The sequence below is a fragment of the Nocardioides acrostichi genome, from assembly GCF_015319165.1.
In the GTDB taxonomy this organism is placed as follows: domain Bacteria; phylum Actinomycetota; class Actinomycetes; order Propionibacteriales; family Nocardioidaceae; genus Nocardioides; species Nocardioides acrostichi.
In genome coordinates, this window is sequence record NZ_JADIVZ010000003.1 from 158636 (window position 1) to 178095 (window position 19460).

18 protein-coding genes are annotated in these 19460 nt (G+C 70.0%); 13 read left to right on the plus strand and 5 right to left on the minus strand.

Annotation, left to right across the window (positions count from 1 at the left end):
• The first annotated feature begins 34 nt into the window (after window positions 1-34).
• The 7 genes from ISG29_RS08600 to ISG29_RS08630 all read left to right on the plus strand — a co-directional run bounded on the left by ISG29_RS08600 (window position 35) and on the right by ISG29_RS08630 (window position 7723).
• The gene (locus ISG29_RS08600) at window positions 35-718 is read left to right on the plus strand and encodes a hypothetical protein (protein ID WP_194503012.1); all 684 of its coding nucleotides are present in this window, start codon (window positions 35-37) and stop codon (window positions 716-718) included.
• A 127-nt stretch (window positions 719-845) separates the two neighbouring features.
• Window positions 846-3056 carry an NADP-dependent isocitrate dehydrogenase gene (locus tag ISG29_RS08605; protein ID WP_194503013.1) on the plus strand — a complete coding sequence of 737 codons (2211 nt, stop codon included), beginning with the start codon at window positions 846-848 and terminating at the stop codon, window positions 3054-3056.
• Between the two features lie 160 nt (window positions 3057-3216).
• Window positions 3217-4449, plus strand: coding sequence for an MFS transporter (locus tag ISG29_RS08610; RefSeq protein WP_328828475.1), 1233 nt, complete (start codon window positions 3217-3219; stop codon window positions 4447-4449).
• A gap of 360 nt (window positions 4450-4809) precedes the next feature.
• Entirely contained in the window at window positions 4810-5871 is a 1062-nt protein-coding gene (trpS, locus tag ISG29_RS08615; RefSeq protein ID WP_194503014.1) for a tryptophan--tRNA ligase, read from the plus strand.
• Between the two features lie 9 nt (window positions 5872-5880).
• Window positions 5881-6402 (plus strand): 2'-5' RNA ligase family protein, encoded by a 522-nt coding sequence (locus ISG29_RS08620; protein ID WP_194503015.1) that lies wholly within the window; start codon window positions 5881-5883, stop codon window positions 6400-6402.
• A 2-nt stretch (window positions 6403-6404) separates the two neighbouring features.
• Window positions 6405-7502 carry a YihY/virulence factor BrkB family protein gene (locus ISG29_RS08625; protein WP_194503016.1) on the plus strand — a complete coding sequence of 366 codons (1098 nt, stop codon included), beginning with the start codon at window positions 6405-6407 and terminating at the stop codon, window positions 7500-7502.
• Window positions 7499-7723 (plus strand): SCO4848 family membrane protein, encoded by a 225-nt coding sequence (locus tag ISG29_RS08630; RefSeq protein ID WP_194503017.1) that lies wholly within the window; start codon window positions 7499-7501, stop codon window positions 7721-7723. Before ISG29_RS08625 ends, ISG29_RS08630 begins: the two co-directional genes overlap by 4 nt.
• Window positions 7724-7945: 222 nt before the next feature.
• Here ISG29_RS08630 and ISG29_RS08635 read toward each other — a convergent pair whose 3' ends face one another.
• The 5 genes from ISG29_RS08635 to ISG29_RS08655 form a co-directional block, all read right to left on the minus strand.
• Window positions 7946-8689: a succinate dehydrogenase/fumarate reductase iron-sulfur subunit gene (locus ISG29_RS08635; RefSeq protein ID WP_194503018.1), complete on the minus strand. Its 744-nt coding sequence runs from the start codon at window positions 8687-8689 to the stop codon at window positions 7946-7948.
• The gene (locus ISG29_RS08640; protein ID WP_194503019.1) at window positions 8686-10710 is read right to left on the minus strand and encodes a fumarate reductase/succinate dehydrogenase flavoprotein subunit; all 2025 of its coding nucleotides are present in this window, start codon (window positions 10708-10710) and stop codon (window positions 8686-8688) included. Before ISG29_RS08640 ends, ISG29_RS08635 begins: the two co-directional genes overlap by 4 nt.
• A gap of 34 nt (window positions 10711-10744) precedes the next feature.
• Entirely contained in the window at window positions 10745-11446 is a 702-nt protein-coding gene (locus tag ISG29_RS08645; protein ID WP_194503020.1) for a succinate dehydrogenase cytochrome b subunit, read from the minus strand.
• A gap of 69 nt (window positions 11447-11515) precedes the next feature.
• Window positions 11516-12577 (minus strand): glycosyltransferase, encoded by a 1062-nt coding sequence (locus ISG29_RS08650; protein ID WP_194503021.1) that lies wholly within the window; start codon window positions 12575-12577, stop codon window positions 11516-11518.
• 65 nt (window positions 12578-12642) lie between these two features.
• Window positions 12643-13047, minus strand: a complete 405-nt coding sequence (locus ISG29_RS08655) for a hypothetical protein (protein ID WP_194503022.1) — start codon at window positions 13045-13047, stop codon at window positions 12643-12645.
• A gap of 280 nt (window positions 13048-13327) precedes the next feature.
• On the opposite strand from ISG29_RS08655, the gene ISG29_RS08660 reads away from it, so the two are divergent.
• The 6 genes from ISG29_RS08660 to ISG29_RS08685 all read left to right on the plus strand — a co-directional run bounded on the left by ISG29_RS08660 (window position 13328) and on the right by ISG29_RS08685 (window position 19377).
• Window positions 13328-15103, plus strand: coding sequence for a methylmalonyl-CoA mutase family protein (locus ISG29_RS08660; RefSeq protein WP_194503023.1), 1776 nt, complete (start codon window positions 13328-13330; stop codon window positions 15101-15103).
• A 44-nt stretch (window positions 15104-15147) separates the two neighbouring features.
• On the plus strand, window positions 15148-17301 hold the full coding sequence (gene scpA / locus ISG29_RS08665; protein ID WP_194503245.1) for a methylmalonyl-CoA mutase: 2154 nt from the start codon (window positions 15148-15150) through the stop codon (window positions 17299-17301).
• A 51-nt stretch (window positions 17302-17352) separates the two neighbouring features.
• The gene (locus ISG29_RS08670) at window positions 17353-17613 is read left to right on the plus strand and encodes a hypothetical protein (RefSeq protein WP_194503024.1); all 261 of its coding nucleotides are present in this window, start codon (window positions 17353-17355) and stop codon (window positions 17611-17613) included.
• A 5-nt stretch (window positions 17614-17618) separates the two neighbouring features.
• Window positions 17619-17996, plus strand: coding sequence for a type II toxin-antitoxin system VapC family toxin (locus ISG29_RS08675; RefSeq protein ID WP_194503025.1), 378 nt, complete (start codon window positions 17619-17621; stop codon window positions 17994-17996).
• Window positions 17983-18984: a methylmalonyl Co-A mutase-associated GTPase MeaB gene (meaB, locus tag ISG29_RS08680; protein ID WP_194503026.1), complete on the plus strand. Its 1002-nt coding sequence runs from the start codon at window positions 17983-17985 to the stop codon at window positions 18982-18984. Before ISG29_RS08675 ends, meaB begins: the two co-directional genes overlap by 14 nt.
• Window positions 18985-19083: 99 nt before the next feature.
• Window positions 19084-19377, plus strand: a complete 294-nt coding sequence (locus tag ISG29_RS08685) for a WXG100 family type VII secretion target (protein ID WP_194503027.1) — start codon at window positions 19084-19086, stop codon at window positions 19375-19377.
• Window positions 19378-19460: the final 83 nt, after the last annotated feature.

Below are 19460 nucleotides of genomic sequence, written 5' to 3' on the forward strand. Positions count from 1 at the left end.
ACGACCTCACCGGCCGGTAGGTCAGGATGGACTCATGGGGAGACTCGCCGGGAGCCGCCGCGTCACCGTGCGGAGCGCGGCATTGGCCGCGGCGGTGCTGGCGCTGAGCGGCTGCTCCAGCCTCGAGCCCCCCGAGCAGCCCACCACGGGCATCGACGAGCTCGTGATCCCGACCCCCGCGCCCGACCCGACCGACTTCGTGGCGGGCATCGACAATCCGTGGCTCGCGTGGGAGCCGGGTGCGCGGTTCGACCTCGACGACGTGACGCTCGAGGTGGGCACCGGCGCGGTCGAGGTCGATGGCGTCGCCACCACCCCCGTCACGATCCGGGCCCCGGCGGGCTCGGGCCTGCCCACGGGCACCGACTATCTCGCGCAGGACGACGCGGGCAACGTGTGGTGGTTCGGTCGCCGCGGTCACTGGCTGGCCGGTCGGGGCGACGCCGAGCCCGGCCTCTGGCTGGCCGCGGATCCCCGCCGTGGCGATGGCTGGCAGACCGGCGCCCGCGACGACGCCGGCCAGCCGCTCGTGGCGACGGTGCTCACCGACGTCGGCACGGTCGAGTCGGGTGCCGGTGCGGTGAGCGACGCGGCCGTCGTGGTGCAACTGAGCAGCACGCCCGCCGTCCGGCTGTTCTACACGCGCGGGGTGGGGCTGTCGGCGGTGGTCGACGGCGCGCGCACCGACCATCTCCAGCAGGTGACGACAGGCGGGTGACTCGGGAGCCCGACGCCTGTCAGGCTGGACGCGTAGGCGTCAGTAGCCATCAGGTATCTTGACGTCAAGAGAAGTTCGAGCAGTCCCGTACGCACGTCGTCGACGCACCCAGGAGTCGCACCGAGCCATGGCCACCATCATCTACACGCACACGGACGAGGCGCCGCTGCTGGCGACGTACTCCTTCCTCCCGATCATCCAGGCCTACGCCGCGAAGGCGGGGGTCGAGGTCGAGACCCGCGACATCTCACTCTCCGGGCGCATCATCAGCCAGTTCCCCGAGCGGCTGAGCGACGACCAGCAGGTCGCCGACCACCTCGCCGAGCTCGGCGAGCTGGCCACCACGCCCGAGGCCAACATCATCAAGCTGCCGAACATCTCCGCCTCCGTGCCGCAGCTCAAGGCGGCCATCAAGGAGCTGCAGGAGAAGGGCTACGACCTCCCGAACTACCCCGAGAGCCCCTCCACGGACGAGGAGAGGGAGATCCGGGCGAAGTACGACAAGGTCAAGGGCTCCGCGGTGAACCCGGTGCTGCGCGAGGGCAACTCCGACCGCCGTGCCCCGGCCGCGGTGAAGAACTACGCCAAGAAGTACCCCCACCGCATGGGCGAGTGGAAGTCCGATTCCAAGACCTCGGTCGCCACGATGGACGGCGGCGACTTTTTCTCCAACGAGCAGTCGGTCGTCTTCGACGCCGCCGACACCGTCTCCATCGTGCTCAAGGCCGCCGACGGCACCGAGACCGTGCTCAAGGACGCCCTGGCCGTCGAGGCCGGCGAGGTGCTCGACGGCACCTTCATGAGCGTGGCCGCGCTGCGCCGGTTCCTGACCGAGCAGATCGCCCGCGCCAAGGCCGACGACGTGCTCTTCTCGCTGCACATGAAGGCCACCATGATGAAGGTCTCCGACCCGATCATCTTCGGCCACGCCGTTCAGGCGTTCTTCCCGACGCTCTTCGAGCAGTACGGCGAGCAGCTCGCCGCGGCTGGCGTCTCCCCGAACGACGGCCTGGGCGCGCTGCTCTCGGCCGCCGAGGGGCTGGCCGAGGCCGACGCGATCAAGGACGCCGTCAAGGCCGGCCTGGCCGACGGCCCGCGGATGGCGATGGTCGACGACCGTAAGGGGATCACCAACCTGCACGTGCCCTCCGACGTCATCATCGACGCCTCGATGCCCGCGATGATCCGCATCGGCGGCCACATGTGGGGTCCCGACGGCAACGAGGACGACTGCCTGGCCGTCATCCCCGACTCCTCCTACGCCGGTGTCTACGCCGCCGTCATCGAGGACTGCAAGGCTCACGGCGCCTACGACCCGTCCACCATGGGCTCGGTGCCGAACGTCGGCCTGATGGCCAAGAAGGCCGAGGAGTACGGCTCGCACGACAAGACCTTCGAGATCCCGGCCGCCGGCACCGTCGAGGTGCGCAACGCCGCCGGCGAGGTCGTGATGAGCCACGACGTCGAGCCCGGCGACATCTGGCGCGCCTGCCAGACCAAGGACGACCCGATCCGCGACTGGGTCAAGCTGGCCGTGAACCGGGCCCGGGCCTCCGAGACGCCAGCGATCTTCTGGCTCGACGAGGACCGTGCCCACGACGCCAACCTCATCGCCAAGGTCAACGAGTACCTCGGCGAGCACGACACCGACGGCCTGACCATCGAGATCATGGCGCCCGCGCAGGCGTGCACCTACTCGGTCGAGCGCATCCGCAAGGGCGAGGACACCATCTCGGTCACCGGCAACGTGCTGCGCGACTACAACACCGACCTCTTCCCGATCCTCGAGGTCGGCACCAGCGCCAAGATGCTCTCGATCGTGCCGCTGATGAACGGCGGCGGCCTCTTCGAGACCGGCGCCGGCGGCTCGGCGCCCAAGCACGTGCAGCAGCTCCTCGAGGAGAACTACCTGCGCTGGGACTCCCTCGGTGAGTTCTTCGCGCTCGCCGCCTCGTTCGAGCACCTCTCCGGGTACGCCGACAACGCCGGCGCCCAGGTGCTCGCCGACACCCTCGACGCCGCTACGGCGACGTTCCTGGAGAACGACAAGTCGCCGACCCGCAAGCTCGGCGGCATCGACAACCGTGGCTCGCACTTCTACCTGGCGATGTACTGGGCCCAGGAACTGGCGAAGCAGACCGCGAACGCCGAGCTCGCCCAGGTCTTCGCGCCGCTGGCCGAGAAGCTCGCCAGTGCCGAGCCGACCATCGTCGAGGAGCTCAACGGTGTGCAGGGCAGCCCGGCCGACGTGGGTGGCTACTTCCGCCCGGTCGACGAGTTGGCCGACGACGTGATGCGCCCCTCCGCCACCCTGAACGAGGCGCTCGCCGCGTTCTGATCTGTGCGCAGCGACACACCGGCCCGGGGAATGTTCCCCGGGCCGGTTGTCGTTTGATCCCAAACCGCACCGTTTGACCGGTAAACTTCCGTCGTTTGGGATCAAACGTCGTCCCACTTATCCACAACCCGCCTCTCCACAGCACCCCGAAGGAGCGCCTGTGACCACCACCGCACCACCCGCGCCGAAGGCGGCGAGCGCGCCGACCGTGGGCCGGCTGCACTTCGCGCTGGCCGTGCTGGCCTTGGCGACAGGTGGGTTCGCGATCGGTACGACGGAGTTCGTGACCATGGGGCTGCTGCCGCAGATCGCCGACGGGGTCGGGGTGAGCATCCCGAGCGCGGGTCACCTCATCTCGGCCTACGCGCTCGGAGTCGTCGTCGGGGCGCCCGCCCTGGCGGCGTTGGGGGCCAAGCTCCCGCGTCGAGGGCTGCTCATCGGCCTGATAGCCGTCTACGGCGTCTTCAACCTGCTCACGGCACTGGTCTCGCACTTCGGCGTCCTCGCGCTGGTGCGCTTCCTCGATGGGCTCCCGCACGGCGCCTACTTCGGCGTGGCCGCGCTCGTGGCCGCCGACATGGTCGCCCCGGAGCGCCGGGGCAGGGCGCTGGCGCTGGTGATGATGGGCATCCCGGTGGCCAACGTGATCGGCGTCCCGCTGGCGACCCTGCTCGGACAGCACCTCGGCTGGCGCGCGGCCTTCGCGGCGGTCGCCTTCATCAGCCTGCTCACGATGGTGATGATCCTCGCCTTCGTGCCCCGCACCGAGGGCAACGCCGAGGCCACCGGACGACGCGAGCTCGCCGCCCTACGCCACCCCCAGCTGTGGTTCGCGCTCGGGGCCGGGGCGATCGGGTTCGGAGGCATGTTCGCGTTGGTCTCCTACATCGCGCCACTCACCACGCGCGTGGGTGGGCTGCGCGAATCGGCGGTCGCGGTGTTCCTGCTGGTGCTCGGCCTCGGCATGGTGGTCGGCAACATGCTGGCCGGGCGCCTGGTCGACTGGTCGGTCGAGAATGCCCTGCGCGTCGGCACCCTCGGTCTGGCCGGTTCCCTGCTGTTGTACTTCGTACTCGCTCCCACGGGGTGGCCGGCGCTGATCGCGGCGTTCGCGGCGACCGTCACCGGCTCGATGCTGGCGCTGGGCTTCCAGGTGCGGCTCATCGATGCCGCCGAGCACGCCCAGACCCTCGGAGCCGCGCTCAGCCACGCCAGCCTCAACATCGGCAACAGCCTGGGTGCGTTCCTCGGCGGGTCGGTCATCGCTGCGGGCTACGGCTTCCGGGCCCCCCTGCTCGTGGGCATCGCCTTGGCTCTGCTCGGACTCGCCGTGCTCGTGGTGGCAGCGAGGGCGCGCCGCACGTCTGTGCCGGTCTCGTCGAGCGTGCGATAGGCGAACAGCAGCAGCGCTGCCGCCAGACGGCGCGATCTTGGTGATCGTGCCCTGGTCGGGGGCCGTTCTTGTCGTCGGACGCCGTCCGGCACCGGGCCTTGGCGGCGACGTGAACGAGCTGCACGTGCGGGCAGGGCCCACCGTCGAGAGAGACGGTCGCCATGCCGGACTCGTCGGAGCCGTTGAGCGGCTGCTGCGAGGAGCGAACAGCTGCGCGACGGTGGCCGCGGAGAGGTCCGCTCCTACTTGCGCGAGGGCCACGGAGCCTCTGCGTGACCCGCATCTCACCTGCTCGGGTGACGAAAGTCAACCATCGAGCCCATGACGAGGCGACGGTGCGGGTGAGGGAGAATGTCGCCCATGTCAGCGACGACGCAGCCCGAGGTGGCCGTGCCCAACGCTCCCGCGGCAGGGGCCAGGCCGCGCGTCCTCTCCGGGATCCAGCCCACCGCCGACTCCTTCCACTTCGGCAACTACTTGGGCGCCCTGCGCCAGTGGGTCGATCTCCAGCGCGACCACCAGCCGTTCTTCTTCATCGCCGACCAGCACGCCATCACGGTCGAGCAGGATCCCAAGGTGCTGCGCGAGCGCACGTTGCGTGCGGCCGCTCAGTTGCTCGCGATGGGCATCGACCCACTTCGCTCGGCGATCTTCGTGCAGAGCCAGGTACCCGAGCACGCCCAGTTGGCGTGGGTGCTCCAGTGCCTCACCGGCTTCGGTGAGGCCCGCCGCATGACGCAGTTCAAGGACAAGTCCGCCAAGGGTGGGGAGGGTGCGGCCAGCGTCGGCCTGTTCACGTACCCGATCCTCCAGGCCGCCGACATCTTGCTCTACCGGCCGCACTACGTGCCCGTGGGCGAGGACCAGCGCCAGCACCTCGAGCTCACCCGAGACCTCGCCCAGCGCTTCAACAGCCGCTACAAGAAGACGTTCCGGCTGCCCGAGCCCTACATCCTCAAGGCCACCGCGAAGATCGCCGACCTCCAGGAGCCGACCGCGAAGATGTCGAAGTCGGCGTCTTCGCCCTCGGGCATCATCGACCTGCTCGACGACCCCAAGGTGAGCGCCAAGAAGATCCGGTCGGCCGTCACCGACTCCGAGGCGGAGGTCCGCTTCGACCGCGAGACCAAGCCCGGGGTGAGCAACCTGCTCACGATCTACTCCGCTCTCGCCGGCCGCTCCATCGGCTCGCTCGAGGAAGAGTACGACGGCCGCGGCTACGGCGACCTGAAGAGGGATCTGGCCGAGGTCGTCGTCGATGTCGTCACGCCCTTCCGCGACACCGTGCTCGACCTGCTCGACGACCAGGCGTACCTCACCGACGTCCTGCGCCGAGGTGCGGAGCAGGCGGGGACGGTCGCGGAGGCGACTCTGCGCGACGTCTACCAGAGGGTTGGTTTCGTCGCCCGCTCCACTCGCTAGGGTCGACGGGTGCCCACGATCGGAGTCGCCGTTGCGGTCCCGGACCCCTGGGGCAGTTCGCTCCAGGAGTACCGCGAGCGGCTGGGCGACCCCTCGGCCGGCTTGATCCCCACTCACATCACGCTGTTGCCGCCCACGCAGATCGACGACGCCGTCATCGAGGACGTCGCGAATCATCTCGGCCGCGCCGCCGCGTCGTCGGCGCGGTTCCGGATCCGCCTGCGCGGCACCGCGACCTTCCGACCCGTGTCGCCGGTGGTCTTCGTGGCGCTCGCCGAGGGGATCGGCGGGTGCGAGCAGCTGGCCGAGCAGGTGCGCTGTGGTCCGCTCGACGTCGACCTCGCCTACCCGTACCACCCCCACGTCACCGTGGCGCACGACCTGCCCGACGCCGATCTTGATCGCGCCTTCGACGAGCTGTCCGACTTCGACTGCGCCTTCGAGGTCGACGGCTTCCACCTCTACGTGCACGACGTCAGCGACGGCTGGCGAGCCACGCACGGCTTTCCCCTGACTCGGAAGGGAACCTGACGATGCCGTCGATCAAGGAGCGCATCGAGGAGGTACGTCAGCGACGTCCTGCCATCGACCATCTCGTGCGCATGCAGGAGCACTTCGGCGCGGTGAGCGCCGGCCAACAGGCGGGTGCCGTCACGTACTTCGCCTTCCTGTCGTTCTTCCCGATCCTGGCCCTGGCCTTCTTCGCGGTGGGGGTCGTCTCGAACGTCGTCGACGGCGCCGACGCCGCGCTCCGCTCGGCCCTCCAGGGTCTGTTCCCCGGCATCATCGGCGGCGACACCGGGCTACAGCTCAAGGACTTCCGGACCTTCTCGGGTCTGGCCGGGGTCATCGGCTTCGCGGGCGTGCTCTACAGCGGGCTGGGCTGGGTCTCCGCGCTGCGCCAGGCCATCGTCACCGTCTTCGAGCTCCCCGAGGACGAGCAGCTCGGCTTCGTCCCCGGGAAGCTCCGCGACCTGATGGTGTTGGTCAGCCTCGGAGGCACCCTGCTGGTCTCGGTCGGCCTCGGCTCGTTGGTGACCCGGTTCTCGGGCACCATCTTGGACTTCCTCGGGCTCGACCAGACCCTCGCCTGGCTCGTCTCGACCCTCACCGTGCTGTTGGGTTTCGCAGCCAACGTGGCGCTGTTCTTCATCATCTATGCGCTCCTGGGCCGTGGTGAGGTGCCGCGTGGGCCGTTGCTGCGAGCAGCCGTGATCGGTGCGGTCGGCTTCGAGATCCTCAAGCAGGTCGCGGGTGTCATCATCGCCTCGACGTCCGGGCAGCCGGCCGGTCAGGCGTTCGGCATCGCGCTGGTGATGCTGGTGTGGATCAACTACTTCACGCGGCTGGTCCTCTATGCGGCCTGCTGGGCATACACCGCGCCCGCGGCTCGCGCGCAGCGAGCCGATCGCGTCGAGGCCGAGGGCGCCGTCCAAGGCCCGCCGCTGCCGAGCGGTACCGACGCAGACGCGCTTGCGGGCAGCACCGAGGCGGAGGCGACCGAAAGCTCCGCTGGCGAGGATGCCGCCGAGGGAGGCCGCGCTCGGACGGTCAAGGGCATCGCCGCCGGTGCCGCAGGCGTCGCGGCGGCCGCGGCCGTGGTCCGCAAGAAGCGGCGGGACGACGCGTGAGGCTCGAGCGCAGGCACGGCTGGTTCTTCGTCGGTGTGACGGCCTGGATGGTCCTGACCTGGCTGATGTTCGCCAAGAACCTGCATGCGGCGCACGCTGCGGGCGAGGATCGGCCCAGCGGCTACTGGATCGCCCACACCGTGCTGATCGTCGTCAACCTGCTCCTGGCCGGCTGCTTCGCCTGGTTCGCCGTCCGGACGCTGCGTCATCGAGGCGACTGAGGCCGATCAGTCAGGGAGCCGGATCAGGGTCTGGGTGAGGTCGGACAGCACCCAGGCCCGGTGGCGCTCCGTGCTCCAACCGCGAACGCGCCGCCGTGGCGACCTATTGCAGGGTCGTGGCCGCGTACCCCTGAGCCACGACGACGCGGGCCGCGGCGTCGCGAAGCGACGTGCCCGGAAGAGACACGGCGCGCCCGGTCGCCGCCGGCTCGGGACGGCGCCTCAGTGACCGTTCCTGAGGGCGGTGCGCAGATCCTTGTTGAGCTGCGAGATCACGTCGAGCGGGATCTCCTTAGGGCACGCGCCGGCGCACTCGCCGATGTTGGTGCAGCCGCCGAAGCCCTCTGCGTCGTGCTGGGCGACCATGTCGACCACGCGGGTTCCGCGCTCGGGCTGCCCCTGGGGGAGCTCGCCGAGGTGGGTGATCTTCGCGCCCATGAACAGGGACGCCGACCCGTTGGGGCAGGCGGCCACGCAGGCGCCGCAACCGATGCAGGTGGCCACGTTGAAAGCGCGCATCGCCTTGTCGCGCGGCGCAGGCACCGAATTGGCCTCCGGCGCCGAGCCGGTGTTGGCGGAGATGAAGCCGCCGGAGGCGATGATCCGATCGAAGGCCGAGCGGTCGACGACGAGGTCGCGCACCACCGGAAAAGCGTCCGAGCGCCACGGCTCGATGGTGATGGTCTGACCGTCCCGGAACGAGCGCATGTGCAGCTGGCAGGTCGTCGTGACCTCCGGGCCGTGCGCCTGCCCGTCGATCATGAGCGAGCACGTGCCGCAGATGCCCTCGCGGCAGTCGTGGTCGAAGGCCACCGGCTCCTCGCCCTGGCCCTGCAGCTGCTCGTTGAGCACGTCGAGCATCTCGAGGAAGCTCATGTCCTCGGAGACGCCGTCGAGGTCGTAGGTCTTCAGCGCTCCGGACGCCTGTGCGTCGGCCTGGCGCCAGATCTTGAGGGTGAGTCTCACTTGTAGCTCCGCTGCTTCATCTCGATGGCGGTGTAGACGAGGTCTTCCTTGTGCAGGACGGGGGCTTCGTTGTCGCCGCTGAACTCCCAGGCCGCCACGTAGGCGAACTCGTCGTCGTGGCGTAGCGCCTCACCCTCGTCGGTCTGCGACTCGGCCCGGAAGTGGCCGCCGCAGGACTCGCGTCGGTTGAGGGCGTCGATGCACATCAGCTCACCGAGCTCGAGGAAGTCGGCCACGCGACCGGCCTTCTCGAGGCTCTGGTTGAGGGAGTCGGCGGTGCCGAGCACCTTGACGTTGGTCCAGAAGTCGGCCTTGAGCTCGCGGATCATGTCGATCGCCTTGCGCAGGCCGTCCTCGGAGCGCTCCATGCCGCAGTATTCCCACATGATGTGGCCCAGCTCCTTGTGGTAGCTGTCCACCGTGCGGTTGCCGTTGATGGAGAGGAACTTCTGCACCCGCTCCTCGACGCTCGTGCGCGCGGCGACGACGTCGGGGTGGGACTCCTCGATCTTGTCGAACGGGCCGTCGGCGAGGTAGTCGCGGATGGTGTTCGGCAGCACGAAGTAGCCGTCGGCCAGCCCCTGCATCAGCGCCGAGGCGCCGAGGCGGTTCGCGCCGTGGTCGGAGAAGTTCGCCTCGCCGGTGACGAAGAGGCCGTCGATGTTCGACTGGAGGTCGTAGTCGACCCAGAGGCCGCCCATCACGTAGTGCACGGCGGGGTAGATGCGCATCGGCACCTCGTAGGGGTTCTCGCCCGTGATCCGCTCGTACATGTCGAAGAGGTTGTCGTACTTCTCCTCGATGCCGTCACGGCCGAGGCGCTCGATGGCGGCGGAGAAGTCGAGGTACACCCCGCGGCGGAAGTCGCCGACCATCGGGCCGACGCCGCGGCCCTCGTCGCAGACGTACTTGGCGGCACGTGAGGCGATGTCGCGAGGCACCAGGTTGCCGAAGGCGGGGTAGATCCGCTCCAGGTAGTAGTCGCGGTCCTCCTCGGGGATGTCGCGCGGATCCTTGTCGCAGTCCTCGGCGTTCTTCGGCACCCAGATGCGGCCGTCGTTGCGCAGCGACTCGCTCATCAGGGTCAGCTTCGACTGGTGGTCACCGGAGACCGGGATGCAGGTCGGGTGAATCTGCGTGTAGCAGGGGTTGGCCATGTAGGCGCCCTTGCGGTGAGCTCGCCACGCCGCGGTGACGTTGGAGCCCATCGCGTTGGTGGAGAGGTAGAAGACGTTGCCGTAGCCGCCCGAGGCAAGCACGACGACGTCGGCGAGGTGGGTCTCGATCTCACCGGTGACCAGGTCGCGGGCGATGATGCCGCGCGCCTTGCCGTCGACCACGATCAGCTCGAGCATCTCGTGACGGGTGTAGGCGGTGACGGTGCCGGCGGCGACCTGGCGCTCCATGGCCTGGTAGGCGCCGATCAGTAGCTGCTGGCCCGTCTGACCGCGGGCGTAGAAGGTGCGAGACACCTGGACGCCGCCGAAGGAGCGGTTGTCGAGCAGGCCGCCGTAGTCGCGGGCGAACGGGACACCCTGGGCGACGCACTGGTCGATGATGTTCACGCTGACCTCGGCCAGGCGGTAGACGTTCGACTCGCGGCTGCGGTAGTCGCCGCCCTTCACCGTGTCGTAGAAGAGGCGGTAGGTGGAGTCGCCGTCCTCCTTGTAGTTCTTCGCCGCGTTGATGCCGCCCTGCGCGGCGATCGAGTGTGCACGGCGGGGGGAGTCTTGATAGCAGAAGGACTTCACGTTGTAGCCGGCCTCGCCGAGCGTGGCGGCGGCCGCGCCGCCGGCCAGGCCGGTGCCCACGATGATCACGTCGAGCTTGCGACGGTTGGCCGGGTTGACCAGCCGGTTGTCCATCTTGTGCTTGGTCCAGCGCTCGGCGATGAGGCCGGCGGGGGCCTTGGTGTCACCGACGGGCTCGCCGGGCGTGTAGTAGCCGTGGGCGTCGTCGGAGGTCTGCGTGGGGGCCTGGGTGAGCACGGTCAGGCCGCTGACGTCGGCGTTGGATGCCATGGGTGGTTCTCCCTCGTGGACGGGCGCGGGTGCGTCAGTAGTCGATGACGCCGAAGAGCGTGAAGAGCGGGACGAGCGAGAAGCCGCCGGCGATGACGACGGCCACCACCCATCCCGCTGCGCGGGCCCGCTTGCGGGCGGCGGCGGAGTTGGTGAAGCCGAGGGTCTGCAGCGAGCTGAACGTGCCGTGGTGCAGGTGCAGCGCCAGCGCGGCCATCGCCACGAGGTAGATCACGGTGACCCACCAGGTCGAGAAGGAGTCGACGAGCAACTCGTAGGGGTTGTTCGTCGGGCCGCCGGCCGGGTTCACCTTACCGATCGTGAAGTTGATCAGGTGCCAGATGAGGAACAGCAAGATCGTGACGCCGCCCCAGCGCATCGTGCGCGAGGAGAACGACGAGTGCGTGTTCTTCTTCACCGCGTACTTCTGCGTGCGTGCCGCGTTGGAGCGCTTCCACAGCTGGGCCGCGGACCACACGTGCACCACGAGTGAGACGATGAGCACCGCGCGGATGACCCACAACAGGCCCTCGCGCGGGAGCATCGGCTCGCCGATGGTGCGCAGGTGTTCGGCGTAGACGTTGAACGACGTCTCACCGCCGAAGGCCTTGAGGTTGCCGTACATGTGCAGCAGCACGAAGAGGATGAAGATGATCCCGCTGCCGGCCATGAGGATCTTCAGGGAGACGGTCGTGCGCGAGGCACGGGCCCCCCGGACAAGAGTCGGAGTTGCCACGGACGCACCGTACCCCTCGTCACACGGCCCGTGTGGGTAGGGCGGTGTGACATACCTCCCGCTGGGGACTCAGCGGGCCGCCGCGCCCTGGCGCGGCGCGAGCACCGGCCAAAGATCCTCGACCGCCGCCGTCCACGTGCGTCCGGCGGCCGCCTCGCGTCCGTGGGCACCCAGGAGGGACCGGTGCCGGTCGGCGGCCAGGGCTCGGACGGCGTCCGCGAGGCCGCGGGGTTCGGCCGGGTCGTAGAGCAGCCCGGACTCGAGGTGACGCACCGTCTCGGGGGCGCCGCCCGCCCGCGGCGCCACGACCGGGACGCCGCTCGCGCCCGCCTCGCGCAGCGCGTGGCAGCAGGTCTCGGTCCGGCCGGGATGCACCAGCAGGTCGAGACTGGCGAGGGCGACCGTGAGGTCGCTGGTGCCGAGCGTGCCGGTGACCTTGGCGCCCGGCAGTCGGACCGCGAGCCAGTCGCGCTGCGGCCCGGCGCCCATGATGACCAGCCGGATGCCGGTCACGTCGGCGAGCGCTGCGAGGTCGCGCACGCCGTGGCGGCGGCGCAGGCTACCGACGAACCCCACCACGACGGCCGGCTTTCCGCGCTCACCCCGCGACCAGTGCCGGTGCAGCCACGGATCGCGTAGCCCGGGGTCGAAGGCACGGATGTCGACGCCGGGGCGCCAGACCTGCGCCTCGACGCCCTTGGCGGCCATGGCGTCGGCCAGCCACTGCGCGGTGACGACTACCTCGTCGGCCCGGTCGGCGACCTTGGCTCGCCAGTAGTCCCACGCCAGGTCGGCCACCGGTGAGGTCTGGAGCAGGACGCTGCGCACCCCCGCGTGAGCAGCGTGCTTGAGGGCCCGGCGGCCGAGCCCCGCGGGCGCGTGCGACGGGCTGACGCAGAGCAGGGCATCCGGCGCGAACGCGTCGATGGCGGCGCGCACCTGGGCCCCGGGCTTGGCGAGCGGGCTGACCCGGGTCACCCGGCTGGCTCGATAGCGGCCGAGCCCGGGTGCGGGCGCCACCAACGCCACCTCGTGTCCGGCGTCGATGAGCTGGTCGGCGACGTTCCTCACCGTCGTCGTGGAGCCGTCGACGGCCGGGTAGAAGGACTCGGTCACGATCTGCACGCGCATAGGGGCAGGGTGACGCGGATGTGCGACGAGCCGGCCACGGCGACGTGGCTACCCGATGAACGCGATCAACCGCCGAGCGTGCGCTGGGGGAGGTGGCCCTGCCGCACCTCGTCGGCCAGCGAGTGGATGCGCAGGCCCGAGGCCTGCCAGTCGCCGGCCTGCTCCTCGAAGTAGGGCTTGAACCCCTCGCGCAGCTCGACGTGCCACGCGCGGCCGAAGATGACGCGTCCGAGCACCGCGAAGGGCAGCAGCAGGAGCACGAGCAGCAGCTCGACAGCCGCAATGAGCGCGATCACGATGAACGGCAGCAGGATGATCAGCGCGATGACGCCGACGATCATGCTGATCGGGTCGTCTCCCAGGCCGTCGACGGGCAGGTCGGGTGCGTCGACGTCGCGCACCCTGCGCCGCCACGGCACCCAGCGCCGGGTGACCCGCCACGTGCGACCGTCGGGAGACCGAACCTTCATGCGCCCACTGTCCCAGACGCTGACCTGCCACCAGTTTTCAACTGACCTGCCACCAGTTTTCCGGTGAGCCGTCACGAGTTTTCCGGTGAGCCGTCACGAGTTTTCAACTGACCTGCCACTGCTTCGTCCGACGCCGGATCCGAGGAGTGACGGGTCATGTGAAAACTGGCGACGGGTCACGTGAAAACTGGCGACGGGTCAGCGCGTGAGGGAGCGGCGTGCGTCACACGTGGCCAGGTGTGGGTGGCCGTGGTCACGTCGCGCTTCTATGGTTCGCTCCATGACTGCACCCGAGGGCGCCCCCACCGGCGAGGTGGAGGGTCAGGTGGACGGTGGGTTGGAGGATCCGAGCGAGCTGGAGCCCGAGCAGGGCTCGCTCGACCTCGCCTCGCCCGACGACGACTGGACGATCGCGGACTGGGAGAAGAGCACCGCCACCGTGCTCCGCAAGTCCAAGCGGATGGCCGACGACGACGCCGACGACCTGGTGTGGGCCAAGCTGACCAAGCGGACGCTCGACGGCGTCGAGATCGCGCCCCTAGGCACCGCCGCGCTGCTGGAGAGGCTCGAGAGCGCCGGGCGACCGGCGCGCGCCGGAGACTGGGACGTGCGCTCCCTCATCGGGGCGGGGCCCGCCGAGCAGCAGAACGAGTTCGCGCGCGTCGACCTCGAAGGCGGCGTCACCTCACTGTGGGTGCAGGCCGATCAGGACACCGACCTGGCCGGGCTGCTCGAGGGCGTGCTGCTCGACCTCGCCCCGGTCGTGCTCGACGCGCCGACTTCCCCGGTCGCGGTCGCCGAGGCGCTTCTCGCCCTGCTCCCGGACGGCGACATCGCCGTCGGCACGAACCTCGGTGTCTCTGCCACGGCAGCACCCGACGACCTCGCCGCCGTCGCGAAGCTCGCCCTCGACCACGGCGTGCTCGGCGTCGTCGTCGACGGGACGGCCGTGCACGATCGCGGTGCGTCAGACGTCACCGAGCTCGGCTGGGTGATGGCCGCCGGCGCCCGGGTACTGCGGGTGCTCGAGCGGGCCGGCATCTCGATCACCGACGCGGCCGGTCTCATCGAGTTGCGACTCGCGGCCACCGATGAGCAGTTCCCGACCATCGCCAAGCTGCGTGCTGCGCGACGGCTGTGGTCGCGGGTGCTGGAGCTCAGCGGCGCCGCCGACACCACGACTCGGATCCACGCCGTCACCAGCCGCCCGATGATGACCCGCTACGACCCCTACGTGAACATGCTGCGCACCACGGTCGCGGCCTTCGCGGCGGGTGTGGGCGGCGCAGACTCGGTCACCGTGCTGCCCTTCGACGCACCGCTCGGTCGCCCCGAGGCGTTCGGTCGCCGCATCGCCCGCAACACCTCGCATCTGCTGATCGACGAGTCCCACGTCGCCCACGTAGCCGACCCGGCCGGAGGCGCGTACGCCATCGAGAAGCTCACCGACGACACCGCCGTCGCGGCCTGGGAGGCGCTGGGCCGCCTCGACGGCCCCGACGGGCCTCACCAGGCCACCCTCGACGAGGCGGTCGAGGCCACCTGCGAGGCCCGCGAGCAGCAGGTTGCCACCCGCAAGCGCCCGATCACCGGCGTCTCGGAGTTCCCGAACCTCGCCGAGGAACTGCCCGAGCGCGAGCCCTACGACGCGTGGGTCGGCGTCGAGTCCTACGCCGCGAGCTTCGAGCAGATGCGCGACTCCGCGCCGTCCGCGCCGGTGTTCCTGGCCACCCTGGGCAGCATCGCCGCGCACACGGCCCGCGCCACGTTCGCCACCAACCTGCTGGCCGCCGGCGGCGTCGCCGTCGAGGTCGCAGGCGCCTCCGAGGGCCCCGACGACCTCGTGAGGGCCTACGCAGGGCAGCCCGTCGTCTGCCTCGCCGGCACGGACCCGGCCTACGCCGAGTGGGGCGAGGCCGCAGCCACCGCCCTGCGCGAGGCCGGTGCCGAACGTGTGCTCATCGCCGGCAGGCCGGTGCCGTACGCCGACGACTCCTGCGCGATGGGCGTCGACGCCCTCGCGTTCCTCACCCGCACCCGGGAGGCCCTGGCATGAGTGACGGCATGAGTGACGGCATGAGTGACGGCATGAGTGAGGGCATGAGCGTTCCGAGATCCTTCTCCGGCCTGCCGCTCGTCGGCGACGGCGCCGCACCTGCCACGGGCACTCCGGCGCACGACATCTGGGCGGCACCCGAGGGCATCGACGTCAAGACGTCGTACACCGCCGACGACGTCGCCGGCCTCGACGCCCTCGACACCTTGCCTGGTCTGAGCCCGTTCCTGCGCGGGCCCTACCCGACGATGTACACCACCCAGCCGTGGACGGTCCGCCAGTACGCCGGGTTCTCGACCGCCGAGGAGTCGAACGCCTTCTACCGCCGCAACCTCGCGGCCGGCCAGAAGGGCCTCTCGGTCGCCTTCGACCTCGCCACCCACCGCGGCTACGACTCCGACCACCCGCGCGTGCGCGGCGACGTCGGCATGGCCGGCGTGGCGATCGACTCGATCTACGACGCGCGCACGCTCTTCGAGGGCATCCCGCTCGACCAGATGTCGGTGTCGATGACCATGAACGGCGCGGTGCTCCCGGTCATGGCCCTCTACATCGCCGCCGCCGAGGAGCAGGGGGTGAAGCCGGAGCAGCTCGCGGGGACCATCCAAAACGACATCCTCAAGGAGTTCATGGTCCGCAACACCTACATCTACCCGCCGGCGCCGAGCATGCGGATCATCTCCGACATCTTCGCCTTCACCAGCCAGCGGATGCCGCGCTTCAACTCGATCTCGATCTCCGGCTACCACATGCAGGAGGCGGGTGCGACCGCCGACCTCGAGCTGGCCTACACCCTCGCCGACGGCGTCGAGTACATCCGTGCGGGCCTGGACGCCGGCCTCGACATCGACGCGTTCGCGCCACGGCTCAGCTTCTTCTGGGCCATCGGCATGAACTTCTTCATGGAGGTCGCCAAGATGCGCGCGGCCCGCGCCATCTGGGCGCGCCTGGTGCGCGACTTCGACCCCAAGAACCCCAAGTCGCTCTCGCTGCGCACCCATTCCCAGACCTCCGGCTGGTCGCTGACCGCCCAGGACGTCTTCAACAACGTGGGCCGCACCTGCATCGAGGCGATGGCCGCGACCCAGGGTCACACCCAGTCGCTGCACACCAATGCCCTCGACGAGGCGATCGCGCTGCCGACCGACTTCTCGGCCCGCATCGCCCGCAACACCCAGCTCATGCTCCAGCAGGAGTCGGGCACCACCGCGACCATCGATCCGTGGGGTGGCTCCTACTACGTCGAGCGACTCACCCACGACCTCGCCGAGCGCGCCTGGGCCCACATCCGCGAGGCCGAGCGTGCGGGCGGCATGGCGCAGGCCATCGAGCAGGGCATCCCGAAGATGCGCATCGAGGAGGCCGCCGCCCGCACCCAGGCGCGGCTCGACTCCGGTGCCCAGAAGCTCATCGGCGTCAACACGTTCCGGCTCGCTGCGGAGGACAAGCTCGACGTGCTGCGCGTCGACAACGACTCGGTCTACCGCCAGCAGATCGCCAAGCTCGAGCGGCTGCGCGAGGAGCGCGACGCGGACGCCGTGCAGCGCTCGCTGGAGGCGCTCACCAACTCCGCGGAGCGCGGCGAGGGCAACCTGCTCGAGCTCGCCGTCGACGCCGCCCGCAACAAGGCCACCGTCGGTGAGATCTCGGATGCGATGGAGAAGGTCTTCGGACGACACCAGGCCGTCATCCGTACCATCTCCGGCGTGTTCCGCGACGAGTCCGGCACCGGCGAGGGCGGCTCCGCCCTGGCCCAGGTGCTCCAGGAGACCGAGGAGTTCGCCGAGGCCGAGGGGCGGCGTCCGCGCATCCTCGTGGCGAAGATGGGCCAGGACGGCCATGACCGCGGCCAGAAGGTCATCGTCTCCGCGTTCGCCGACATGGGCTTCGACGTCGACGTGGGGCCGCTGTTCTCCACGCCGGAGGAGGTGGCGGTGCAGGCGGTCGACAACGACGTGCACATCGTCGGTGTCAGCTCGCTCGCGGCCGGTCACCTCGCGCTGCTGCCCGCCCTGCGCACGGCCCTTGCCGAGGAGGGGCGCGACGACATCATGGTCGTCATCGGCGGCGTGATCCCGCCCGACGACGTGCCGACACTGCGCGAGATGGGTGCCGCCGAGGTGTTCCTGCCTGGCACGGTCATCGCCGAGTCGGCGCTGAAGCTGCTGGCCGGGCTCCGCGAGCAGCTCGGTCACTGAGCGCCGACGAGCAGGTGGGTCACCGAGCCGTCCGGAGGTACACTCGCGGTCATGCCGACCACCAAGCAGCGGCTCCAGGTGACCGAGACCGACGCTGTGAAGCACGCCCTCGAGGTGGCTGCGCGGCGGTGGCCGGAGGTCACCTCGCGCAGTGCGCTGCTGGCGGCGTTGGCCGAGATGGCGGCCGAGCGTCTCGAAGGCGACGAGGAGCGTCGTCGCGAGGAGCGTCGAGAACTCGTGGAGAAGTACGCCGGCGGGTTCCACTACCCCCCTGGCTACCTCGAGGAGCTCCGCCGGGACTGGCCCGAGTGATCGTCGTGGACGCCAGTGTCCTGATCGCTTTCCTCGACGACACAGACGTTCATCACGAGGCCGCGCGGGCCATCGTCATGCAGGTCGACGATTTCGGTGTGCACACGATCAACCTGGCCGAGACTCTGGTGCACGGCGTTCGTGCCGGCCGACTCGACGAGATGGCCACAGCGATCGCGGCGGTGTCGATCCACGAGCTCCCCCGAACCGACGCCGAGCCTCGCTCGCTCGCCGCAGTCCGGGCGGCGACCGGGCTCCGCATGCCGGACTGCTGCGCGCTGGTGGCGGCCGAGAAGTACGCAGCGCGGCTCGCCACCTTCGACACGCGCCTCGCGCACGCCGCCGCAGATCGCGGGATCGAGGCCCTCGGTGTCGACGCCTGACCTCGCCACGGGCATCCGTGAGCAGCGCCGCGGGGCGGTCGCGCAGGCCATCACGCTCGTGGAGTCCGCCCGACCGCAGCACCGCGCCCAGGCGCGGGGGCTGCTCACCGAGATCGCCGACCTCGCGGGCGGTCCCGACGTCGTCCGCGTCGGCATCTCGGGCGTGCCCGGCGTCGGCAAGTCGACCTTCATCGAGGCGCTCGGCACGATGCTGACCAAGGCCGGCCACCGGGTGGGCGTGCTGGCCGTCGATCCCTCCAGTGTGCGCACGGGCGGCTCGGTGCTGGGTGACAAGACGCGCATGGGGGAACTGGCGGTCGACCCGAACGCCTACATCCGCCCTTCGCCGTCGGCAGGAACTCTCGGCGGCGTCGCCCGCGCCACCGTGCAGGCGATGACCGTGCTCGAAGCGGCCGGGTACGACGTGATCCTGGTCGAGACCGTGGGCGTGGGGCAGTCCGAGGTCACCGTCGCCGGCATGGTCGACACCTTCCTCTTCCTCACCCTGGCTCGCACCGGTGACCAGCTCCAGGGCATCAAGAAGGGCATCCTCGAGATCGCCGACGTGATCGCGGTCAACAAGGCCGACCCGCCGTCCGTCAAGGGCACCGGGGGTGACCGCGCCCAGGAGGCGCGGGCGGCGGCCCGTGATCTCGCCGGAGCGCTGCGGCTCGTGCGCGGTCACGCGGAGTGGGCACCGCCGGTCGTCACGTGCTCGGCCCTGCACCATCTCGACATCGACGACGTGTGGTCGCGCGTCGAGGCGCACCGCGAGCACCTCGGATCCGAGGGCCTGGCGGCCAAACGGGCCGAGCAGCAGCTCGAGTTCACCTGGGCGATGGTGCGCGACGAGCTCGAGCAGCGGCTGCGGCACTCGGCGGCGGTCAAGGCGGTGCGCGCCGAGATCCGCGCCGAGGTACTGGCCGGCGAGCTGCCCGCCACGGTGGCGGCCGACCGGATCCTGGCCGCGTACGACGCCGACGAGTAGTCGGCCGCGTCCGAGGTTTGGACGCCGTGAGGCAGGGCACAAGTCCTCACATCAGGCCGACCCGACGAGCGGGCCGGTAGGTCCGATCAGGAGACACTCATGAGCAACGGCACCATCTCCGTATCCCACGGCGACATCGAGGCCCAGGCCAAGAACCTCGCCAACATCAAGAACCAGCTCGAGGGCATCCTCCAGGCCGCCAAGAGCCAGGTCGACTCCCTGCGCGACTCCGGCGGCTTCAAGTCCTCGGCCGGTGACTCCTTCAACGTCACCTACCAGGACTGGACCCAGGCCAACCTCAAGAGCGTCGGCCTGCTCGAGGAGATGTCGCACTACCTCACCAAGGCCTCCGGCGCCTTCGCCGAGATCGACAACGCCTACACCATCAAGTGAGGCCCTGAACCACCAGCAGCACCCGCCACGCCCGCCGTCCACCGCTCGGACGGCGGGCGTCGTGCTGCCCGCCCACCCGCACG